This is a genomic window from Pseudoteredinibacter isoporae (genome assembly GCF_011602085.1).
Lineage (GTDB): Bacteria > Pseudomonadota > Gammaproteobacteria > Pseudomonadales > Cellvibrionaceae > Pseudoteredinibacter > Pseudoteredinibacter isoporae.
Genome location: NZ_JAAONY010000003.1, coordinates 246115 through 264785, shown reverse-complemented (window position 1 = coordinate 264785; position 18671 = coordinate 246115). Strand labels below are relative to the sequence as shown.

At 50.8% G+C, this 18671-nt stretch carries 20 protein-coding genes; 14 read left to right on the top strand and 6 right to left on the bottom strand.

Translation table 11 applies throughout. The features are described from left to right. The first annotated feature begins 3 nt into the window (after positions 1 to 3). The 5 genes from G8768_RS17505 (at position 4) to G8768_RS17485 (ending at position 3458) form a co-directional block, all read left to right on the top strand. The gene (locus G8768_RS17505) at positions 4 to 1056 is read left to right on the top strand and encodes a 2-oxoacid:ferredoxin oxidoreductase subunit beta (protein ID WP_166843655.1); all 1053 of its coding nucleotides are present in this window, start codon (positions 4 to 6) and stop codon (positions 1054 to 1056) included. Between the two features lie 220 nt (positions 1057 to 1276). Beyond that, entirely contained in the window at positions 1277 to 1726 is a 450-nt protein-coding gene (locus tag G8768_RS17500; protein WP_166843656.1) for a GNAT family N-acetyltransferase, read from the top strand. 239 nt (positions 1727 to 1965) lie between these two features. After that, entirely contained in the window at positions 1966 to 2469 is a 504-nt protein-coding gene (locus G8768_RS17495; protein ID WP_166843657.1) for a hypothetical protein, read from the top strand. Positions 2470 to 2534: 65 nt separating this feature from the next. Further along, positions 2535 to 2915, top strand: coding sequence for a VOC family protein (locus G8768_RS17490; protein ID WP_166843658.1), 381 nt, complete (start codon positions 2535 to 2537; stop codon positions 2913 to 2915). 78 nt (positions 2916 to 2993) lie between these two features. Continuing rightward, positions 2994 to 3458: an ASCH domain-containing protein gene (locus tag G8768_RS17485; protein WP_166843659.1), complete on the top strand. Its 465-nt coding sequence runs from the start codon at positions 2994 to 2996 to the stop codon at positions 3456 to 3458. A gap of 3 nt (positions 3459 to 3461) precedes the next feature. Here the strand turns inward: G8768_RS17485 and radD are convergent, their stop codons facing one another. Next, the gene (gene radD, locus G8768_RS17480) at positions 3462 to 5291 is read right to left on the bottom strand and encodes a DNA repair helicase RadD (RefSeq protein WP_166843660.1); all 1830 of its coding nucleotides are present in this window, start codon (positions 5289 to 5291) and stop codon (positions 3462 to 3464) included. A gap of 240 nt (positions 5292 to 5531) precedes the next feature. Here radD and panP point away from each other — a divergent pair, with 240 nt between their 5' ends. Further along, positions 5532 to 7151: a pyridoxal-dependent aspartate 1-decarboxylase PanP gene (gene panP, locus G8768_RS17475; protein WP_166843661.1), complete on the top strand. Its 1620-nt coding sequence runs from the start codon at positions 5532 to 5534 to the stop codon at positions 7149 to 7151. 520 nt (positions 7152 to 7671) lie between these two features. Here the strand turns inward: panP and G8768_RS17470 are convergent. Next, positions 7672 to 8859, bottom strand: coding sequence for a type III PLP-dependent enzyme (locus G8768_RS17470; RefSeq protein ID WP_166843662.1), 1188 nt, complete (start codon positions 8857 to 8859; stop codon positions 7672 to 7674). A gap of 201 nt (positions 8860 to 9060) precedes the next feature. Between G8768_RS17470 and G8768_RS17465 the strand changes: the two genes are divergently transcribed. The 3 genes from G8768_RS17465 to msrA all read left to right on the top strand — a co-directional run bounded on the left by G8768_RS17465 (position 9061) and on the right by msrA (position 11537). Beyond that, positions 9061 to 9495 carry an Lrp/AsnC family transcriptional regulator gene (locus G8768_RS17465; RefSeq protein WP_166843663.1) on the top strand — a complete coding sequence of 145 codons (435 nt, stop codon included), beginning with the start codon at positions 9061 to 9063 and terminating at the stop codon, positions 9493 to 9495. A gap of 163 nt (positions 9496 to 9658) precedes the next feature. Further along, on the top strand, positions 9659 to 10825 hold the full coding sequence (locus G8768_RS17460) for an acyl-CoA dehydrogenase family protein (protein ID WP_166843664.1): 1167 nt from the start codon (positions 9659 to 9661) through the stop codon (positions 10823 to 10825). A 67-nt stretch (positions 10826 to 10892) separates the two neighbouring features. Then, complete coding sequence (msrA, locus tag G8768_RS17455; protein ID WP_166843665.1) at positions 10893 to 11537, top strand: peptide-methionine (S)-S-oxide reductase MsrA; 645 nt, start codon at positions 10893 to 10895, stop codon at positions 11535 to 11537. Between the two features lie 96 nt (positions 11538 to 11633). Here the strand turns inward: msrA and G8768_RS17450 are convergent, their stop codons facing one another. The 4 genes from G8768_RS17450 to fliK form a co-directional block, all read right to left on the bottom strand. After that, complete coding sequence (locus G8768_RS17450; protein ID WP_166843666.1) at positions 11634 to 12365, bottom strand: sulfite exporter TauE/SafE family protein; 732 nt, start codon at positions 12363 to 12365, stop codon at positions 11634 to 11636. Between the two features lie 35 nt (positions 12366 to 12400). Then, positions 12401 to 13261: a sulfurtransferase gene (locus tag G8768_RS17445; RefSeq protein WP_166843667.1), complete on the bottom strand. Its 861-nt coding sequence runs from the start codon at positions 13259 to 13261 to the stop codon at positions 12401 to 12403. 135 nt (positions 13262 to 13396) lie between these two features. Continuing rightward, positions 13397 to 13684, bottom strand: coding sequence for an EscU/YscU/HrcU family type III secretion system export apparatus switch protein (locus G8768_RS17440; RefSeq protein ID WP_166843668.1), 288 nt, complete (start codon positions 13682 to 13684; stop codon positions 13397 to 13399). Between the two features lie 2 nt (positions 13685 to 13686). Further along, positions 13687 to 15513 carry a flagellar hook-length control protein FliK gene (gene fliK / locus G8768_RS17435; RefSeq protein WP_166843669.1) on the bottom strand — a complete coding sequence of 609 codons (1827 nt, stop codon included), beginning with the start codon at positions 15511 to 15513 and terminating at the stop codon, positions 13687 to 13689. Positions 15514 to 15735: 222 nt separating this feature from the next. Between fliK and ccmA the strand changes: the two genes are divergently transcribed. The 5 genes from ccmA (at position 15736) to ccmE (ending at position 18669) form a co-directional block, all read left to right on the top strand. Next, on the top strand, positions 15736 to 16407 hold the full coding sequence (gene ccmA / locus G8768_RS17430) for a cytochrome c biogenesis heme-transporting ATPase CcmA (RefSeq protein WP_341801030.1): 672 nt from the start codon (positions 15736 to 15738) through the stop codon (positions 16405 to 16407). 35 nt (positions 16408 to 16442) lie between these two features. After that, on the top strand, positions 16443 to 17129 hold the full coding sequence (gene ccmB / locus G8768_RS17425; protein ID WP_166844139.1) for a heme exporter protein CcmB: 687 nt from the start codon (positions 16443 to 16445) through the stop codon (positions 17127 to 17129). Positions 17130 to 17157: 28 nt separating this feature from the next. Beyond that, entirely contained in the window at positions 17158 to 17898 is a 741-nt protein-coding gene (locus G8768_RS17420) for a heme ABC transporter permease (RefSeq protein ID WP_166843671.1), read from the top strand. Between the two features lie 10 nt (positions 17899 to 17908). Beyond that, positions 17909 to 18118, top strand: coding sequence for a heme exporter protein CcmD (ccmD, locus tag G8768_RS17415; protein ID WP_166843672.1), 210 nt, complete (start codon positions 17909 to 17911; stop codon positions 18116 to 18118). A 62-nt stretch (positions 18119 to 18180) separates the two neighbouring features. Continuing rightward, on the top strand, positions 18181 to 18669 hold the full coding sequence (ccmE, locus tag G8768_RS17410; protein WP_166844141.1) for a cytochrome c maturation protein CcmE: 489 nt from the start codon (positions 18181 to 18183) through the stop codon (positions 18667 to 18669). Positions 18670 to 18671: the final 2 nt, after the last annotated feature.

The window sequence follows — 18671 nt, the reverse complement described above, 5'->3', positions numbered from 1 at the left end:
GATATGAGTTTTTTTAAACCGGCGTTTCGCCACCCTGAGTTGCCCACGAACGAGCTGGGCTTCACCAGAAAAAATTACGAAGGTTCTATTTCGACTTTGTGCGCGGGCTGTGGTCACGATTCCATCAGTGCCGCCATTGTGCAATCCATCTTTGAGTTATCGATTCCACCGCACAACATTGCCAAGTTATCGGGTATTGGATGTTCGTCCAAAACGCCAACTTATTTCCTGGGAAATTCCCATGGGTTTAACTCGGTTCACGGACGAATGCCTTCGGTTGCCACAGGCGCGAACATGGCCAACCGCGAGATGATTTATGTGGGTGTTTCCGGAGACGGTGATACGGCGTCCATTGGCATGGGGCAGTTTACCCATGCTGTGCGCCGCAACCTGAATATGATGTATGTGGTGGAAAACAACGGTTGCTATGGCTTAACCAAAGGCCAGGATTCTGCCACCGCAGACGTGGGTTCTGTCAGCAAGAAAGGCGAGCCCAATCCGTTTGAAGCCATTGACCTCGCCAGTGTGGCATTGCAGCTGGGCGCTACCTTTGTTGCACGCAGCTTTTCAGGTGATAAAGAGCAGCTGGTGCCGTTGATTAAAGCGGCTATTTCCCATCGTGGTTTTGCCTTGATCGATGTGATTTCGCCCTGTGTAACCTTTAACAATAATCCGGGTTCCACTAAAGGCTACGAGCATGTGCGCGATCACCTGGCAGCAACGGGCACCGTGGACTTTGTACCCATGCGCGAAGAAATTACTGCCGATTACGGTGCAGGTACAGCTCAGGAAGTGACGCTGCACGATGGTAGCGTTGTGCACCTGCAAAAGGCTGATGCTGATTTGGATGTGAATGATCGTCGCAGTGCCTTGAAGCTGATTAAAGACTATAAAGCTGAGGATAAAATCCTGACCGGGCTGCTCTATATGGACCCGGATTCCCAGGATTGCCATGAAACAATCGGCACCAGCAAGAAAGCGCTGAGAAAACTGGGTGAATCCGAACTGTGTCCGGGGGATAAAGCCTTGCAGGCGATCAATGAAAGTCTGCGCTAAGGTATCGCTCACCTAGCCATCTAAAAACGTATTTCTATAGAAGTACTCTGTGAACGCGGCAGTTACCTGATGGTAGCTGCCGCGTTTTATTTTGAGCCCCTGTTTTGAGGTTTGCTCAGTAGCAGGAATCTTCTTTCGCGCTTGCGACTTGTATCTCTCTTGTCTTTCAGGCATACAATACTTGGGAAAAGGCAGCTACTTGATATTGGAAATATGGGCTATGGACGTTTATGAGGCGGATCCCCGGGATCTCAAGGACATCAACCGAATTGTGATTGCGGCCAAGCGGCACTGGGGCTATCCGGAAGAATGGATACAGCAGTGGTTGCCGGACTTAACAGTAAATGAGAGCGTGTTGGAAGAGCGGCCTTTCTGGTTGTTGAAAAGCGAAGGTTCAACGCTTGCCGTTGCCTCTTGCGCCAGCTTGGGAGAAGGTCTTTATGAGTTGGAGGACTGCTGGGTTGATCCTGCTTGCATGGGCCTTGGTGCAGGGAAAAAATTGCTGGAATTTGTGTTGTCCCATTTACAAGAGCTGTCCGCCAAAGAGCTGTTGATTGCCGCCGATCCAAATGCGACGGGCTTTTACGAAAAAATGGGTGCTGAGGCCTGTGGTTTTAGGGATTCTACGCCGGAAGGTAGGAAATTACCGTTATATAAGGTGGTTTTCTGAGCGCCGATTTGTTGAGTCAGGCTGATGGTTTAAATTGCAAGCTGAGATCTAGGGAGAGGTATCATGGAGAACAAAAACGGCTATATTGGTTTGCCTTTATTTTAAGCGTGAGCCCTTTCCTGATTCTTGATGAGCGTCTTGGTTTGTTGGCGTTTCTGCTTGTCGGTCTGCCACTGCTTTTGCTTAAAAAGCGTCAGGGCGGTAGGGTGCGGGCTTAAGTTACCTTTTCGGAGAATCCCTTGTTAAACAAACTCCAAAACTGGGACGGAAAAAGCAGTGAGGATATAAGTCGTATCTACAAACAGCACCATATGGATATGGGATTTGCGGAACGCTTATTTGACTGGCCGAACGATGATCCCCATATACAAAAGGGCCTGAGCTGGTTATTGAAACGGCATTGCGATAATGGCGCGACCTTTGAGGCGAAGTTAAGCAACAATTTATTGCCCCATTTAAAAACGATGCCCCATTGGGAAACTGCACTTCACATCTTGCAATCCATTGCCAGTTTGGAAATCAGCAATGATCAACTGAAGGCCTGGGAACAGTTTATCCGCTTGTGTCTCGCGCAGGACAATAAGTTTGTTAGGGCCTGGAGCTATTATGCCTTTGCGGTATTGTCACGGCGGTTTCCGAATTATAAGGAAGAGGCTCGCCAGTTGGTCGAAATGGCTTTGCGGGATGAAGCGCCCTCGGTGAAAGCTCGAATTCGGCAGATGCAGGAGCAGGGGCTGTGTTAGATTGTCAGGGCTGTTTACGGCCTTAACGTTTGAAAACCGTTGAGAACTTCTCTAAGGAGCTTTCTATGTCTACCATTACGCAAATCGGTCAAATCGCAATTTGTGTCAATGACGTGCCGGCAGCGCTGGACTTTTATCGTGATATATTGGGGTTACAGCACTTGTTTTCGCCCGGTGAAAACCTGGCTTTTCTGCAGTGTGGCCAGACTCGAATTATGTTGACCGAGCCGCAAGGGGCAGGTGAAGCCGGCCACAATTCAATTCTCTATTATCAAATGAGTGATATTGAGCTCTTTTACGACCACCTTATCAGCGAAGGAGTTGAAGGCGAACGTCCACCGGCATTCGCTGCGCCAATGCCAGATTACGACCTTTGGTTAGCGTTTGTGAAGGACCCGGAAGGTAACTTGATTGGCCTGATGGAAGAAAAACCCAAAACTCCATAAGCGCTGTTCTGGAAGACGACCTTGAGCGCGGAAGGCAAAATAGGCGAGATAAACAAAATGGATAGACATGGATAGAGAATGAACGATCTTCACCCATCTGTAACCGCGATTAACCAAGTCTATTGTGAGGCTATGGGGAAACTCTACCAGCCCATTGATGCCTGGTATTTTTGCGACAATCAAAAAGACGCTGATGAATGTGCTGAACGGGTTTTGTCTGGGGAAAAGCGCGCGACTTCACCGTCTTTGTGGTGGCATGAGCAAAGTGGAGAACCTTTGCCCGAGGTAGGAGATCTAAACATTGTCACCAACTGGGCGGGTGAGGCCCAATGTATTATTCAAACGCGGCTTGTTGATGTTTGCGCTTACGATAAGATCAGTGAAGCTTATGCGTATTTAGAGGGAGAAGGGGATAAAAGCCTGAAGTATTGGCGAGAGGTGCACTGGCCATACTATCAGCGAGAGCTGGCCCCTTTTGGTTTGGAGCCTCAAACCGATATGCCAATTATCTGCGAGCACTTTGAGGTGGTGTTTCGCCTTTAGGGCTCACATCTCATTCGCTCGTCGGTAGCGGCCTTCATAGTCAAACAGTTTTTCGATAATCCGGCTGAAACGTTTCTCTTGTCGGGCGATAACAAAATCCGGTGCCCGCAGTTGAGCTTGCCTGTCGATAATATACTGGGCATTGATATTGTCGATCGCTGCTTTTGGAAACTGATCGTGCAGGCAGCGATGGGGCTTTAGAAAATAATGCCAGCAGGCATAACGCTGCTTGCTGTTCTCGAAGTAGTAGTATTCCTTGAGTTCCGCGCCGTCTTCATCGTGGTAACGCACTTCCAGTCGGCTCTTTCCCTCTTTTACGGTTTCATCCAGGCTGAGGCCTGAACAGCGTAAAACGATATGGTCACGCAGTGATAGCGCTTGTTTCAGTTTTTCATCGGGATCGACAAGCTGTTGTTCACAGCCAGAGCATTTGCGCGCGGCAATGTCATTTTCCTGACCGCAGTGGGGACACTCTTTAAAGCGAAAACGAAAATCACAGCGTTGTTTGTGCGGTCGATTGGCCTCCGAGTCAGATGTTACGGCTAGCTGTGTTTCAGTGCTGTCCTGGGTCGGGTCAAGCAGGCCCTGACAGCGTCGACCATAGTGCTCGATCAATAAGCCTTCGTTGTCCAGCTTGCCCCAAAAATGATTGTTAAAACCACAGGCCGGGCAGGCGACTTCCACAATGTCGCTGTCCGAGTCAGGTTTGGCCTGACCAATTTCAAGTTTGAAAAGTTGATGCTGGTTTCCGGCGTAATCCAAAACCAGACAGTTTTCCTTTCCGGGGCTGAGGCGCAGGCCTCGACCAATAATTTGCTGATACAAGCTGACGGATTCTGTTGGTCGTAACAATACAATGGTGTCGACATGGGGTGCATCAAACCCGGTGGTCAGGACCGCGACATTGACGAGGTATTTTATCTCGCGATGTTTAAAGGCTTTAATGACGGAATCCCGAGCGCTTTGTTTCATATCGCCGATGACCATGGCAGAGCGGTCGCCGGGCAAATAATTCATGATTTCCCTGGCGTGTTCCACCGTTGCGGCAAAAATCATGATACCTTGGCGTTCTTCACTCAGCGATAAAACCTGTTCAATAATTCTGGCGGTGGCACGTTTGCTTTTTTGCAAAACCTGATTGAGATCGCTGCTGCTGAACAGACCGCTTTGTTTGGGGCGAAGTTGCTCAAAATCGTATAAGGCAACAGGAGCATCTAACAGTTCGGCCGGGCTGAGGTAGTTCTCCTGAATCATATGACGCAGCGGTAACTCATAAATACAGTAGCGAAAAGCGGTGCTTTCATCACTGCGCCAACGGTTTTCCGGCAAATGATGTTGATAGATCCAGCCGGTATCGAGTCGGTAGGGAGTTGCTGTCAGGCCCAGAACTTTTAAATTGGCGTTGTGCCGTTTCAGAGTGTCGATAACTTGCTGATACTGTGAATCTTCATCGAGTGCCAGTCGATGGCATTCATCAATAATGAGAAGAGAATATTCCTGCTGGAATTGATCCAGATTCCGAGCAACCGATTGCACACTGCCAAACACAATTTGTGATTCGGTCTGTTTCTCCTGTAACCCCGCTGAAAAAATAGAAGCTTCGGAACCGGTTGCCCGAAACTTCCCTGCGTTCTGCTCAACCAATTCTTTGACATGCGCCAGAACCAGAATTTTACGGCGAGCAAGCCTGGCCAGTTCTGCAATCACCAGGCTTTTCCCGGCTCCGGTCGGCAAGACAATGACGGCGGCATCGTTGCTTTGTCGAAAATGCTTCACGGTGGCGTCAACGGCTTCTTGCTGATAGGGGCGCAGTTGCCAGTGTTTATCGCTCATTCAAAAATCAGTGTGTTGATCAGTGTATTGATATAGGGCTCGTTTCGGATACCGCAGGGCAGTAAACAGTGCGCACATTGTATTACAAGAGAGCTTGTTGCCCTACGCCTATCAGGTTGGCGTAAAGCTCTTGCTCTGAAGCGGGCGATCCGCTACCGTAGCCGACCTTTTTGAAAGAACTTGCCTTGCGGATTGCAAGTGTACGGTTCTTATAAGTCAGACGAGAGAACGATATCGCCCATGCAGGACGACTCGCGATCGAATCAAACTTGGCGTGAGGCACTGCAGGCGTTTGATATTAATGCCGATGCGCTGGCCGAGTTTGAGACATTATTGAGCCAGCAGGCCAAATCACATCTACAGGCATCCGAGCGACCTGGATTATCCAATCAAAGCAAAGTTGAACAATGCTTCTATTCCAGCGAGCTACCCGCTCAGGCAAAAAATTTCGCTGAGTACAGTCAACTGTTGGGGCCTGCGATTTCAGGCTCGGTAAACACCGCGAGACCGGATTTTGTGGGGCACATGACCTCAGCCTTGCCGGCATTTATGCCTCCTGTGCAAAAGCTCATGGCGTCTCTCAACCAAAACAATGTCAAACTCGAGACCTCGGGTTACTTTACTGATTTGGAACGTCAGGTTCTGGCCATTTTGCATCGCTGCTTTTTTGCTTCCCAGAAGGGTGGCACTGACAGAGCGGTTGATGATTACTACCGTGAAAATATGCACCAGCCGAAGCAGGCCTTCGGTGTGTTTTGCTCCGGCGGCACTCTGGCCAATATTATGGCGCTGTGGGTGGCCCGCAACCGCCTTCTGAGCAATTACAAGTTAGCCGAAAAAGGTTTGTTCGGGGCGATGTCGGCCATGGCGGGTGATGGTTATACCGGCCTGGCGGTGCTGGTCAGTGAGCGCGGGCATTATTCCCTGAGTAAAGCGGCCGATGTTCTCGGTCTGGGGCGTGAAAACCTCGTGGCGATTGAGGTGGACGACGATCACCGAATGGATATGGCAGCGCTGCGTGCAAAAGCCACTGAGCTGCAGGCTAAAGGCGTAAAAGTGCTGGCGCTTGTCGGTGTTGCGGGGGCGACGGAAACGGGCTCTATCGACCCTCTGCGGGAAATGGCGGAGCTTGCCGGGGAATTGGGCTGCCACTTTCATGTGGACGGTGCCTGGGGTGGAGCGGCGATCTTCTCATCCCAGCAGCGCGACAAGCTTGTCGGTATTGAATTGGCCGATTCCATTACTCTGGATGCTCACAAGCAACTCTATGTGCCTATGGGGGCTGGAATGGTGTTGTTCCGCGAGCCAGAAGCCGTTAATGCCATTAAGCACCACGCATCTTATATCATTCGCTCGGATTCCAAAGACCTTGGGGCTTACACTCTGGAGGGTTCGCGACCAGCAATGTCCTTGTTGTTGCACGCCGGTTTGCATTTGATTGGGGCCGAAGGCTACGGAGCCTTGATCGACCACTCGGTGAATCTGGCCAGTGAGTTTGCCAGCCTGATTCAGGAGAGCGAGGATTTCGAGCTGATTCTGGAGCCCGAGCTGAACATTCTGTCTTACCGTTATTGCCCGGCTACCGAGCGAGAGGCTTTAGAGCAGGCTCTGGAACAGGGCGACGATAGCCTGGTAGCAGATTTAAACCAGCAATTAAGCGATCAAACCGTTGCAATTCAAATTGCCCAGGCGGCGGGAAGGCAGGGTTTTGTATCGCGCACTCAGTTGCATTTGCCACATTACGGACCGAGCGCTATTCACGTGTTCCGTGTCGTGCTGGCAAACCCATATACCCGGATTGAGCATCTGATCCAGATTCTCGAAGAACAGCGCACAATCGCTGCCAAGCTTGCTCAATAAGCATTTTTTCGCGAACTATCAATGAATGGATGGCGAGCCTGATACAGGCTGGTGAGCTGTGTCTGAAAGTCGGGTAGCCGTGCCAGAAAAACAGATAGCCGTGCCAGAAAAACAGATAGCCGCGCCAGAAAAATGAGTAGAAGGATCTACGCCGAAAAACAATGCCGAGACATGATCGGGTTTGGTGTCCAGAGGCAGGAACAAGGGAAGAAAAGGGGTGCAGAGAAAGAAAATTGAGCGTCCATGCTCTTTTGCAAAATCCATTTCCGCGGTAATTTCACCGCTTAAGCACCATAGCAATAGCAATTCTTTAACGTCTGGGAAGCGTGCCCCCTCAATAAAATTTGTAGTTTTTTTCCAACTTTTTTATCGATTGTCCGCTTATTTCCAATAACTGTCTGTTTTCGCCTTAAATCATCAGGGGGTTGTCTAATTATTGGGCGACTTATGCCCAACCTTTAATTTTCCCGCAGTGCCAGATTCGGTGACTGACGGCCTGCGGGTAGTATTTTTACCCTGATTAGATAACCACCACTTCCAGAGGCTCAAAACCGTTAAATTCGGTGCCACAGGCATGCACATAAGCGCCGGTGTTGTGCAGGGTAATAAAATCACCGGTTTGCAGCTTGGCGCTTAAAGGCGTGCCTTTGCCGTCCACACCCTTACCGAATACATCAATAGAGTCACAGGTAGGGCCACCGAAGGTCCACAAGGCCTGTTCATCTTCATCGGAGTGGTTCGACGTCACCGCGGTATCAAAAGCATCGGTCAATTCCATCAAGCCGTGGTAAAAACCGGCATCGACATAAGCCCAGCGATCATCGCCACGTTTGGTGGTGCCGATAACCTGGCAAATAATGCGGCCGGCTTCGGCCACCATGTAGCGGCCGGGCTCGGCAATCACCTGAATGTCTTCAGGCAAGTCGGCCAGTTCGGCGTTGATCACCTCGGCGATGGCTTCAATGCTTGGCGCTAGTTGCTGCTTGGTGGGGTTCTCAATGATGTCGCTTGGCTGCATCGGATAGCCGCCACCCAGATTCAACAGGCGTGGTTTCAGGCCCATTTCTTTCATGGTTTCAAAGCAGGCTTTGGATTCACGAATGCCGGTCTGCCAGTTTTCAGTATTGGTGCACTGGGAGCCCACGTGGAAGGTCACGCCGGCCAGGTCAGCTTTCAGCTCGACAGCACGCTTGAGAATCGGCATCACTTCATCGGTCGCAGCACCAAACTTGCTCGATAGTGGCCACAGTGAGCCTTTATTGGTGGTGTACAGGCGCAGATACAGGGACGCGTCCGGCTTGACGGCAAGGACTTTTTCCATTTCTTCGATACAGTCCACGACGTACCACTGAACACCGTTTTCAACGGCGAAATTCAGGTGTTGGGGGCCTTTAAACGGGTTGCTGAAAAACACTGACTTGGGATCAACACCCAGAGCCAGCAGCATTTCCAGTTCCTTTAGAGAGGCAATCTCAAAGTTCACGCCACAGTTGTGCAAAGTGCGCAAAACTTCAGGGTGCGGATTGGCTTTAACCGCGTAGTGGGCCTGAACGCGAGGCATAGCCTTGGCGAATCGCTTGGCCTGACGTCGAATCACAGCACTGTCAATAATAATCTTGGGACCACTGTAGCTGCTCTGTAAAGGGTTGGTTGCGGATGGCGCAGCGGCATTGCTGTCAGAATGCGGAAATGGGTGGTATTGATTCATATTGACCTCGGCTAAGCTTGGGACGCGACTGCATTTATGCGACAGGGCTGTTATTCGCCCGAATATGCTTGGCAGTATAGACAGCTTGTTTGTCAAAATTAATAAACAGACATTACAAAATGTTCTTATTTGCTAATCACTTTGGCTGTTGTTGTGAGCATAATGTATAGTGGGCGAAGTTAAACCCAAAGTAGGGATCCTATGAAAGTCGTATCAGAGCTGGATCGCCAGTTAATTCAATTGCTTAGCGGGAATGCCCGTGCATCGGTCGCGGAGCTGGCCCGTGAGCTGTCGGTCACCCGGGCAACGGTGCAAAACCATATTCAGCAGCTCCAGCAGCAGGGCATCATTCAGGGGTACACCCTGCGCCTTTCCAATGCCTATCGGGGAACCATGATCGAGGCCCATGTCTCGATCGCGACGGAACAGCGTAAGGTCAGCCAGCTCTGTCGCAAGCTTCAAACCATGGAGGATGTTCGTTCGCTCTACAGTATCAGCGGCGAATTTGATTTGGTGGCCATTATTAAATCTTCCTCGACCGAGTCTCTCGATCAGGCCGTTGACCATATTTCCGAATTGGATGGGGTGATTCGTACCCAGACATCCGTGGTACTTTCCACCAAGTTTGAGCGCTAATCACCGCAAAGATTGTTATTTTAAGTCGATTGCCTCAATTGGTCGTTTGGCTGGGGTACACTTTTGTAATATCAAAAGTATGTCGAGTGACCTAAAAATGGTATTCTAGAGTACTTATCCATCGACATCCCAGAGAACATAAAAGAACACACCGGAGAAAATCATGGAATTAGCGCTGAACGAAGAGCAGCAGATGATTCAAGACACCGCTCGCAGCTTTGCAGAGTCCGAACTGGCCCCCGCTGCGGCAGATGTGGACAGTGGCAAAGGCCGTGATGCGATGCTGGCGAATCTGCGCAAATTGGCCGAGTTAGGTTTTATGGGCTTGAACGTGTCCGCCGAATACGGCGGCAGCGAGGCCGGAGTGGTGTCCTTCAGTGTGGCGATCAGTGAGATTGCAAAAGCCTGTGCCTCGACGGCAGTCACCATGTCGGTGACCAATATGGTTGCCGAAGTGATTCAGGCCGTTGCCAATGAGGAGCAGAAGCAGAAATACATCCCGAAGATTTGCAGTGGTGAATACGCCGCCGGTGGTTTCTGCCTTACCGAAGCAAGCGCCGGTTCTGATCCGGCCGGCATGCGCGCCAGTGCGATTCGAGACGGTGACGACTTTATTTTGAACGGTAGTAAGCTGTACATCACCAGCGCAGAATACGCCGGTGTATTTGTGGTTTGGGCGGTTACCGATAAAGAAGCCAAAAAGGGTAAGGGCATCAGCTGCTTTTTGGTGGAAGCGGATACTCCCGGGATGATTATTGCGCCTGCCGAGCATAAAATGGGGCAGCACGGTTCAGCCACCAATGAAGTGATTTTTGATAATTGTCGCATTCCGGCAACGGCGTTGATGGGTGAATTGAACCAAGGCTTTAAAATCGCAGTGGGTGAATTGGCGGGTGGTCGTATTGGCATCGGCTCTCTCGCATTAGGTGTGGCGACAGCTGCCATGGATTACGCCCGCGCTTACGTCTTGGAACGCGAACAGTTTGGCCAGGCAATTGCCAACTTCCAGGGTATCCAGTGGATGATGAGTGATGCCTATACCGATTTGGAAGCGGCGCGTTTGTTGTTGATGAATGCCTCGTATTTAAAAGAAAAAGGTTTGCCTTTCGGTAAACAGGCGGCGATGGCAAAATTGTTTGCGACTGAAAAAGCCAATGAGGTTTGTTATAACGCCTTGCAGTTATTGGGCGGTGCCGGTTATTTGAAAGACCACCCATTGGAGCGTTATGCCCGGGATGTTCGTATCACTTCGATCTACGAAGGGACCTCTCAGGTGCAGAAAATTATTATTGCCCGTGAATTATTAGCGGAAGCAGCGGCTCAGCAATAAGCGAAGCACGATGGGGTTTCGTCGTACGCTTGAGTTCCTGGCCGCAGTCATAAAGAGATTGAGGATTATGTTGCAACACGATAAAAGCCAAATGGTCAGTCCCGAAAATGCCTTGCCAGGTCGTGATGAGGCTCTGGTGGTCAGTCCGGAACATACGGTAACCGGTGAGCGCATTGTTCCACCTTTTGCCGATGGTTTGACCGAAGCGGTATTTGGTTTGGGTTGCTTCTGGGGCGCCGAGCGTAAATTCTGGCAACAGGAAGGTGTGCGCAGCAGTGCGGTAGGGTACGCCGGTGGCTATACCAAAAACCCGAGCTATGAAGAAGTGTGTTCAGGGCTCACCGGGCACACCGAAGTTGTACGTGTTCTGTTCGATGCCAATGTCATCAGCTATGAGGATCTGCTGAAAGTCTTTTGGGAAAACCACGATCCGACTCAGGGTATGCGTCAGGGGAATGATCTGGGCACTCAGTATCGTTCTGTTATTTATTGTCAGGACGAGACCCAGTTGTCGGCTGCGCAAAACAGTAAGGCAAGCTATCAACAACGATTGAGTGAAGCGGGTTTGGCCGCGATTACCACCGAGATTCAGATGGCGCCGGAATTTTATTATGCTGAAGATTATCACCAGCAATATCTCGATAAAAACCCACAGGGCTATTGTGGTATTGGTGGTACGGGTGTGAGCTGTCCAATTGGTTTGGATGTATAAGCTCTGATCGGGCAAGTCCCGGATAAGATCGATATGGACATAAAAAATGCCGCTATACTGCGGCATTTTTTATGTCTGCGGCTTTAGCTGAGTACGTTAAAAGCTGCCAGCGGCTTTGGCGATCAATAAAACGCCACCAATTGGCATCAAATATAAGGTGTATTGGCGAAAGCGTTCATTGTCGATGCGTTGCAAATGATTGCGAGCCCAGAACACACCGACAATGCCTCCCAGGCCAATCGCAACACCGCTCAAACCCATCTGCCAGGTAATGGCGCCCAGGCCCAGATAGCTCATCAGTTTTGTGCTTTGCAGGGCCAGCGAATTAAAGGCTTTGGTTGCGACCAGCTGTTCTTTCTCCATTCCGTGATTTAAAAAGAAGGGGTTCATGACCGGGCCAGCGCCACCCACCAGACCGGAAACAAAGGCGACCACAACACCCAAGGGAAAAAAGGCCCAACGTGGCATGGGAAAAGAGCGTTTGCGCTTGCCAAAGCGGTATTGCCACAAGGTAGAGAGCAGAAACAGACCCAGAATGAGCTGCAGATAATGGGCGGGCACCAGGGTAAAAGCATAGGCACCCGCAATCGCGCCGATGATAGAGCCTGGGAGTAACAGAGCAATGACTGGCCAATAAATGTGTTGCCAGAAAACAAAGGTGCGCGAGGGGTTGGCCATCAAGCTGGCGACGGTGATCACCGGTGCCACCGACTGAGCCGACATGGTCAGCCCCAGAATAGGGATCAAAAGCATGGCAGCACCGCCGGCTGCAACGGTGCTGATCATCCAGGCGATGGCGCCCGCCATAAACAGTAATAGATATAACATGCTCGAAGAGGTATTGATTGATAACGCTTAGGGCGTTACATATGGCTGCACCAATCGCTCCAGCTACCGGGGTAAAGCATGGCATCCTGTCGACCCGCGATAAACAGTGAGACAAGATTTACACAGGCTGTCACACCCGAGCCGCAATAATTGATCACAACCTGATCTGGACTCAGAGAGTCCCAGCGTTCCTGATGAAATGCCAGTGGCTTAAAAAAGCCGTCTTCGTCGACAACTTCTTGCCAGGGCATGTTAATCGCACCGGGAATATGTCCCGCAACAGGATCGATTGGTTCTTCAAGGCCCTGGTAACGTTTGCTCTCGCGGGCATCAATCAGGCAATGCTCACCGTCTTGCCCGTTACCCTGGGCTTCGATGCTTTGGCTGATCTGCTGAACGCCTTCGTAATCACTGATCCATCCGGCGCGGGGGTGGCACAGGAAGTTGCCTGGTCTTGGGGCTGGCTCGCGTTTATCAATACCACCACCAGCGGCTTGCCAGGCCTGGTATCCGCCATCAAGGATGTACACATGTTCGAGGCCCATAAAGCGCAACAGCCACCAGGCTCTGGCCGCATAGGCATTGCGTTGGTCGTCATAAACTACAACGGTATGAAATCGGGTTAAGCCGCAGCTGCGCAGGCGTTCCTGCAGCTCGCCAATACGGGGAAGTGGGTGGCGTCCACCGTGACCTTCAACGGGCGCGGACAGGTCGGCCTCAATGTCTAAAAAGTAAGCACCAGGAATATGCCCCTGTTCGTAGGACAGCAAGCCATGGTTGGGATCGCCCAATGCGAAACGGCAATCAAAAATCAGGGTGTTATTGTCACGCGCACTGATGGCGTGTTTTAAATCTTCCGCTGAAACGCATGCTGCAAGTGGGTGTTGCTTATCCATAAAGGCTCAGAATTTTGTCAATGTATGTGCTTATTTTTGTGTAACCTTACCTGTTGCTTGCAGGCTGCTCAAGCCCGCTTTTTCAATTTCATGGACCTTGTCCTTTGCTGTCAGAAATGCACGTATTGCGTGCATTTAATTGGGGCTTTTTCCTTGCAGGTCGTAGGCGAAGGCCAATATTTGAGCAATGCAGAGATACAGGCTTTCCGGAATGTGGTCACCGAGTTCGATTTGACTCAATAGTTTGATCAACTCCGGGTTTTCACACATCGGTACTTTGTGTTCGCGGGCGACGGCAATAATTTCATCCGCGCTAATGCCGCTGCCCTTTGCGGTGACTTGAGGCGCCGTTTCGCCATCGTAAAATAAGGCGACGGCCTGACTCAGTTCCTGATCGCTAAATGTGTTCTCTTGACTTTGCATGGTTAGGCCCGCGTATTAATCAATTGGAATTGCAAGCTGGTTTCAAGCTTGGGGGGAATACCTTGATGGCAACGAAGCTCTTCAAGCTCAAGTCCCTTACGGGTAAGTGTTTGTCTCAAGGTATCCAGTTTGGCCTGGGCCAGTTGTAGGGTCTCGGCTTTGGCAAACCACAATTGAATGTTGCCACGCTCAGCAATCAGTTTGATGTCGGCTTGTAGATTGCCCAGTTCCTGAAGATCAATGTTAAGGCGCAGCTGCCATTGGTTTTGCAATTCACCTTTGGCGGTTTTCTTTTTCGCTTCGCGCTTTTGGATTTCCAGCTCGACACTTCGAACTTCACCTTGATGGGAGAAGGGCAGTTCCATTAACCAGCGTTGCAGAACACCGTTGGCGGGTTCGCTGAGCATGTGCAATTGCTGGGTTTGAACTTTGGCCAGTCCAGCCTGACTCAAATTCAGAAGCTTTTGTTTAATGTGTTCGCGCAGCAAACGCAGTTGGGGCCCCTTCAATTGTTTGAACTGTTCCTGCAAAGCACCTTGGGTCTTGGCGGTAACATCACCCTGCGGATTCAGTAGAAGCTCCAGAACTTTGCTAACCTGGCTGTTTAATGTATTAATCGGATTGGTGCTGCTGGCTGAGCTTGTTGTGCCCGTGCTGCTTGCGGTGTTACTGGAGGGTAAGTTGTTTCCCGGGTTGCTGAGGCGATTGAGTTGAACATCGTTACGTATTGCCTGTGCCAGTCGGCCCAGTAGCGTTTTAACATCGTTCAAAGCAGGCGCGAGCGCGGTACTTTGTTGTAAGGAACCGGTTTGCAAGGAGCCCGGTTTAGCCGCTACGCCGGGAGTGACGATGTCTGCGATTTCTTTTGCCAGTTTTGCCAGTTTTGCTTCCTGGGTGACGCCACTCTGGCTTATTGCCTGTTTTATTCCGCTGCCGTGGCTCATGAATTTGAGAGTGGGCAGCTTATCAGCGAGCTGATCAATCAAAAGGCGGCTGCTGGCACTGAACAGAGAAGGCTCCTTGGGCAGCTGGGCCAAGTTGTGACTGAGGTTGCGAACCTGCCCGAGCACATGGCTCAAGCTCTGTTGCTGGGGGAGTGATTCACGCAGCGCTTTCTGAAGAGTGATTTGTGGTTGAGGGGGAAGTGGGAGTTTACCCTGGACTTTGTCATGAGACCGCGCATTTTCGATAGCAGCGGTTTTCGCCGCTTCTAGTAAGGTGCTGACTTTCAGGTTTCCCTTGGTGTCCAAGCGCAGGTTCACCCAATCGCCTTTCGCGAGAGGTTCTCTGGAAACTGTCACAAGCTGGTGGCCTCCGTTCAGTTCCAGTTTCAGCAAGGTCGGAGGCTGACGGATAAAATCCGCGCTGGTAAAACTTTTACCTTGTTGCAGCAGGGGAAGAAGTTGTTGTACCTGTCGGGCTGAGGCGAGGGCACTGGCAATGACTTGGGCGCGGCTTTCGCGTTTATCGCTGATTAATCCCAAAGCAAATAAGCCCTGCAAACGTGTGGGTAAACGTTTGAACAATTGCTTATCGAGTGTGTTGTCGGAATTGTTGCCATTCACAGTGTGAGCCTTGTTGTGTGCCTCTAGGTTTTTTAGAGCGTTCTCAAGAGATTTGGTGCCATCCGCTTTTTGCGAAAGGACTTGCAAGACTTCCTGTTTCGCCTGGTTTAAGGCGGCTGTATCCGGATTAGAAGCGCTTTTCTCAGTATGGGGAGTAGCTTGTTTCAGGCTGTCATTGCTGGCCTGGCTGCCAGAGTTAGAGGCGCCTGTTTCGAGGGCCGGACGGCTGCCTGATTGGGCGGCGGGTGCCTGTGCGATAACCATATTGCTCTCCCCCTGAACTGGTTTTTTAAACGCTGTGCTTCTCTTTTGAATATCGGCAATCTGGGGGATAACTGGAGTTAAATACGGCAAAAGCCGCCTGACTTTGATCTTCTTCAATGCCCCGCGATAGGTTCCTACCTAAAAAAGCTCTATAATGCCGCCTGTTTTTATAACTCGTCCTTTTGAATCATCGGGAATTAGCGCGACGCAATGAGCAAGGCTGTGGATAAGCAATCTCTCTCAATAAGCCTGGAAAAGCTGGCCTGTCAGCGGGATGAACGCTTGTTGTTTACGGGCTTGAGCGCCGAGATTCAGGCCGGGGATGTGTTGCAGATTATTGGCCCCAATGGTGCAGGTAAAACCACTTTGTTGCGCTGTCTGGTCAGCCTGGCTGAACCCTCGGCAGGCCATATTCGCTTTTGTGGGCAACGGCTTTCAAAACAGCTCTTTGAGTTTCGTCGACAGCTGCTCTATCTGGGGCATTTGCCGGGCATCAAGTCCGCCCTGACACCAGCAGAGAATCTGCGCTGGTATGCGGGCCTTGAAGGCGATGGCGACAATCTGGATCAGCGTGTGGAGCTGGCCTTGAAAGAAGTAGGGCTCTACGGTTATGAAGACCAGAGCTGCTTTAATCTTTCTGCCGGACAACAACGCCGTGTCGCCCTGGCGCGGCTATATCTCAGCCAGGCTAAAATCTGGATTCTCGATGAACCCCTGACCGCAATTGATAAAGCCGGTGTTGCCAAGCTGGAGCAGCGTTTTGCTGAACACAGTGAGGCCGGAGGCATCGTCATCTTAACCACTCACCAGGATTTGAAGCTGGAATCCCTTAAACGTCTGGATTTACAGGACTACCTGCCGACCGCCGAGCACATGTTTGGGGGTGTTGAGTGAACAAACCTGCACAAGACCCGCTGGCTGTGGCTGAGATGGCCGAAAGACGATCTGGTAACGCCTTTATGGCCACGCTGCGGCGCGATTTAAAATTGGCTATTCGCCATCGCGGTGAGCTGGCGAATCCGCTGATCTTTTTCCTGTTGGTCATTACTATGGTGCCTCTGGGGGTGAGCCCCAGCCCGAAGACATTGGCGGTTCTGGCTCCGGGAATGTTGTGGGTGGTGGCGCTGTTAGCGACGCTGTTGTCCCTGGATGGTTTGTTTCGTTCGGATTTTGACGACGGCACCCTGGAGCAGTTGCTGCTCAGCCCGCAGTCGAGCTATATCAATGTGCTGGCCAAGGTCATTGTCCATTGGCTGACTACCGGCTTGCCACTGACCTTGGTGGCTCCGTTATTGGGTGTAATGATGTCGCTTCCCGAGGCCGGTTATATTCCCCTGATGCTGAGCTTGTTGCTGGGCACCGGCAGTTTGAGTTTGATCGGCGCTATTGGCGCAGCACTGACCGTATCCTTGAGGAAAGGGGGGCTATTACTGTCTTTGATTGTGATGCCACTTTACGTTCCGGTACTGATTTTTGGCGCCAGTGGAGTGCGCGCAGCCATCGAGGGTTTTGCGTATAATACCCAGTTGGCGGTATTGGGCTCTTTTTTGGCTCTGGCTATTATCGCAGCGCCATTGGCAATTGCCGGTGCGCTGAAAATGAGTGTGAATAATTAACGCCCCAAAGGGCTGAGAGAGGCAGACGTTGGCTTGGCAGTGGTTCCACAGATTAGGCTCCCCGAAATGGTTTTATGAAAAAACCAACGCCTGGATGCCTTGGTTGCTGAGTATCAGCCTTCTGATTATTGTCAGTGGTTCAATATGGGCATTGGGTTTTGCGCCATTGGATTCCAAGCAGGGCAATAGCTACCGAATTATGTATTTGCATGTCCCTGCATCGATCGTGGCGATGGCTGCTTACTATGTGATGGCCATCGCAGGTGCGATTGGTCTTATCTGGAAAATGAAACTGTCTTATATGGTCATGAAAGTCGCCGCGCCAATTGGTGCGGTGCTTACGGCCATGGCCTTGTTTACCGGAGCCGTGTGGGGCAAACCAACCTGGGGTACTTATTGGGTCTGGGATGCTCGCTTAACTTCGGTATTGATTTTGTTGTTCCTATATCTCGGCGTGATCGCGCTTCAAGAAGCTTTTCGTGAGCAGGAAGTGGCGGACAAAGCCAGCGCTATATTAAGTTTGGTGGGTACGGTAAATATTCCCATTATCTACAAATCGGTAGATTGGTGGTTTACTCTGCACCAACCAGCGTCGATCAAAATGACCTCAAGCAGCATTGCGCCAGAAATGCTGTACCCCTTGCTGGGAATGATCACCGGTTTTTATATTTTATTCACCTGGGCGCTGCTGGCGTCAACGCGCAGCGAAATTCTTCAGCGCGAGATGAAAACCAAGTGGGTGAAACAAGCCTTGCTGGAAAAGGTCTGAGAGGGGAAAGATGCAATTTCGTTTTGAAAGCTTTGCCGAGTTTATGTCTATGGCCGGCCATGGTCCTTATGTTTGGGCTTGTTACACTGCGGCCCTGATTGCCATTTCCTATATCGTACTGTCACCGATGTTGAGAAAAAAAGCGATTCGCAAACAGTTGCAGAGGCAGGAAAAACTGGCCGAGCAACAGGCGTTGCAGGCCATGGAAAATAAAGCGTAAAGAAGCCCTGAAGGGCCGACGCATATATTAGAGTTCTGATAAAAAAGAGAAGTATTATGCCCATGCACCCGGTGCGTAAGCAGCGTTTAATGATTGTTCTGTTTATCGTGGTTTTTGCCTCATTGGCGATTGGTCTGATGGCCTTTGCGCTGAGAGAGAACATCAATCTGTTTTATCCTCCGTCAAAACTGGTGAACGGTGAGGCGCCGGAAGGTGTCAACATTCGAGCGGGTGGCTGTGTGGTGCCAGGTTCTGTCGAGCGCAGTAAAACGGATTTGGCCGTGCGCTTTGCGATCACCGATGGTAACGCTGCACTGAATGTGCAATACACCGGTATCCTTCCGGATTTATTCAGCGAAGGAGAGGCGGCCGTGGTGAATGGTCAGCTGCAAAACGGTGTGTTTATGGCAGAACAGGTTTTGGCCAAACACGATGAAAACTACACTCCGGTTGAGGTGGCCGAGGCTATGGCCGATGCCAGCGCGAAAACCGGCACTTCACACCAGGCCAGCTGTGCAGGCATGGATTTGTCGGGCAATAAAACCTATTAAAA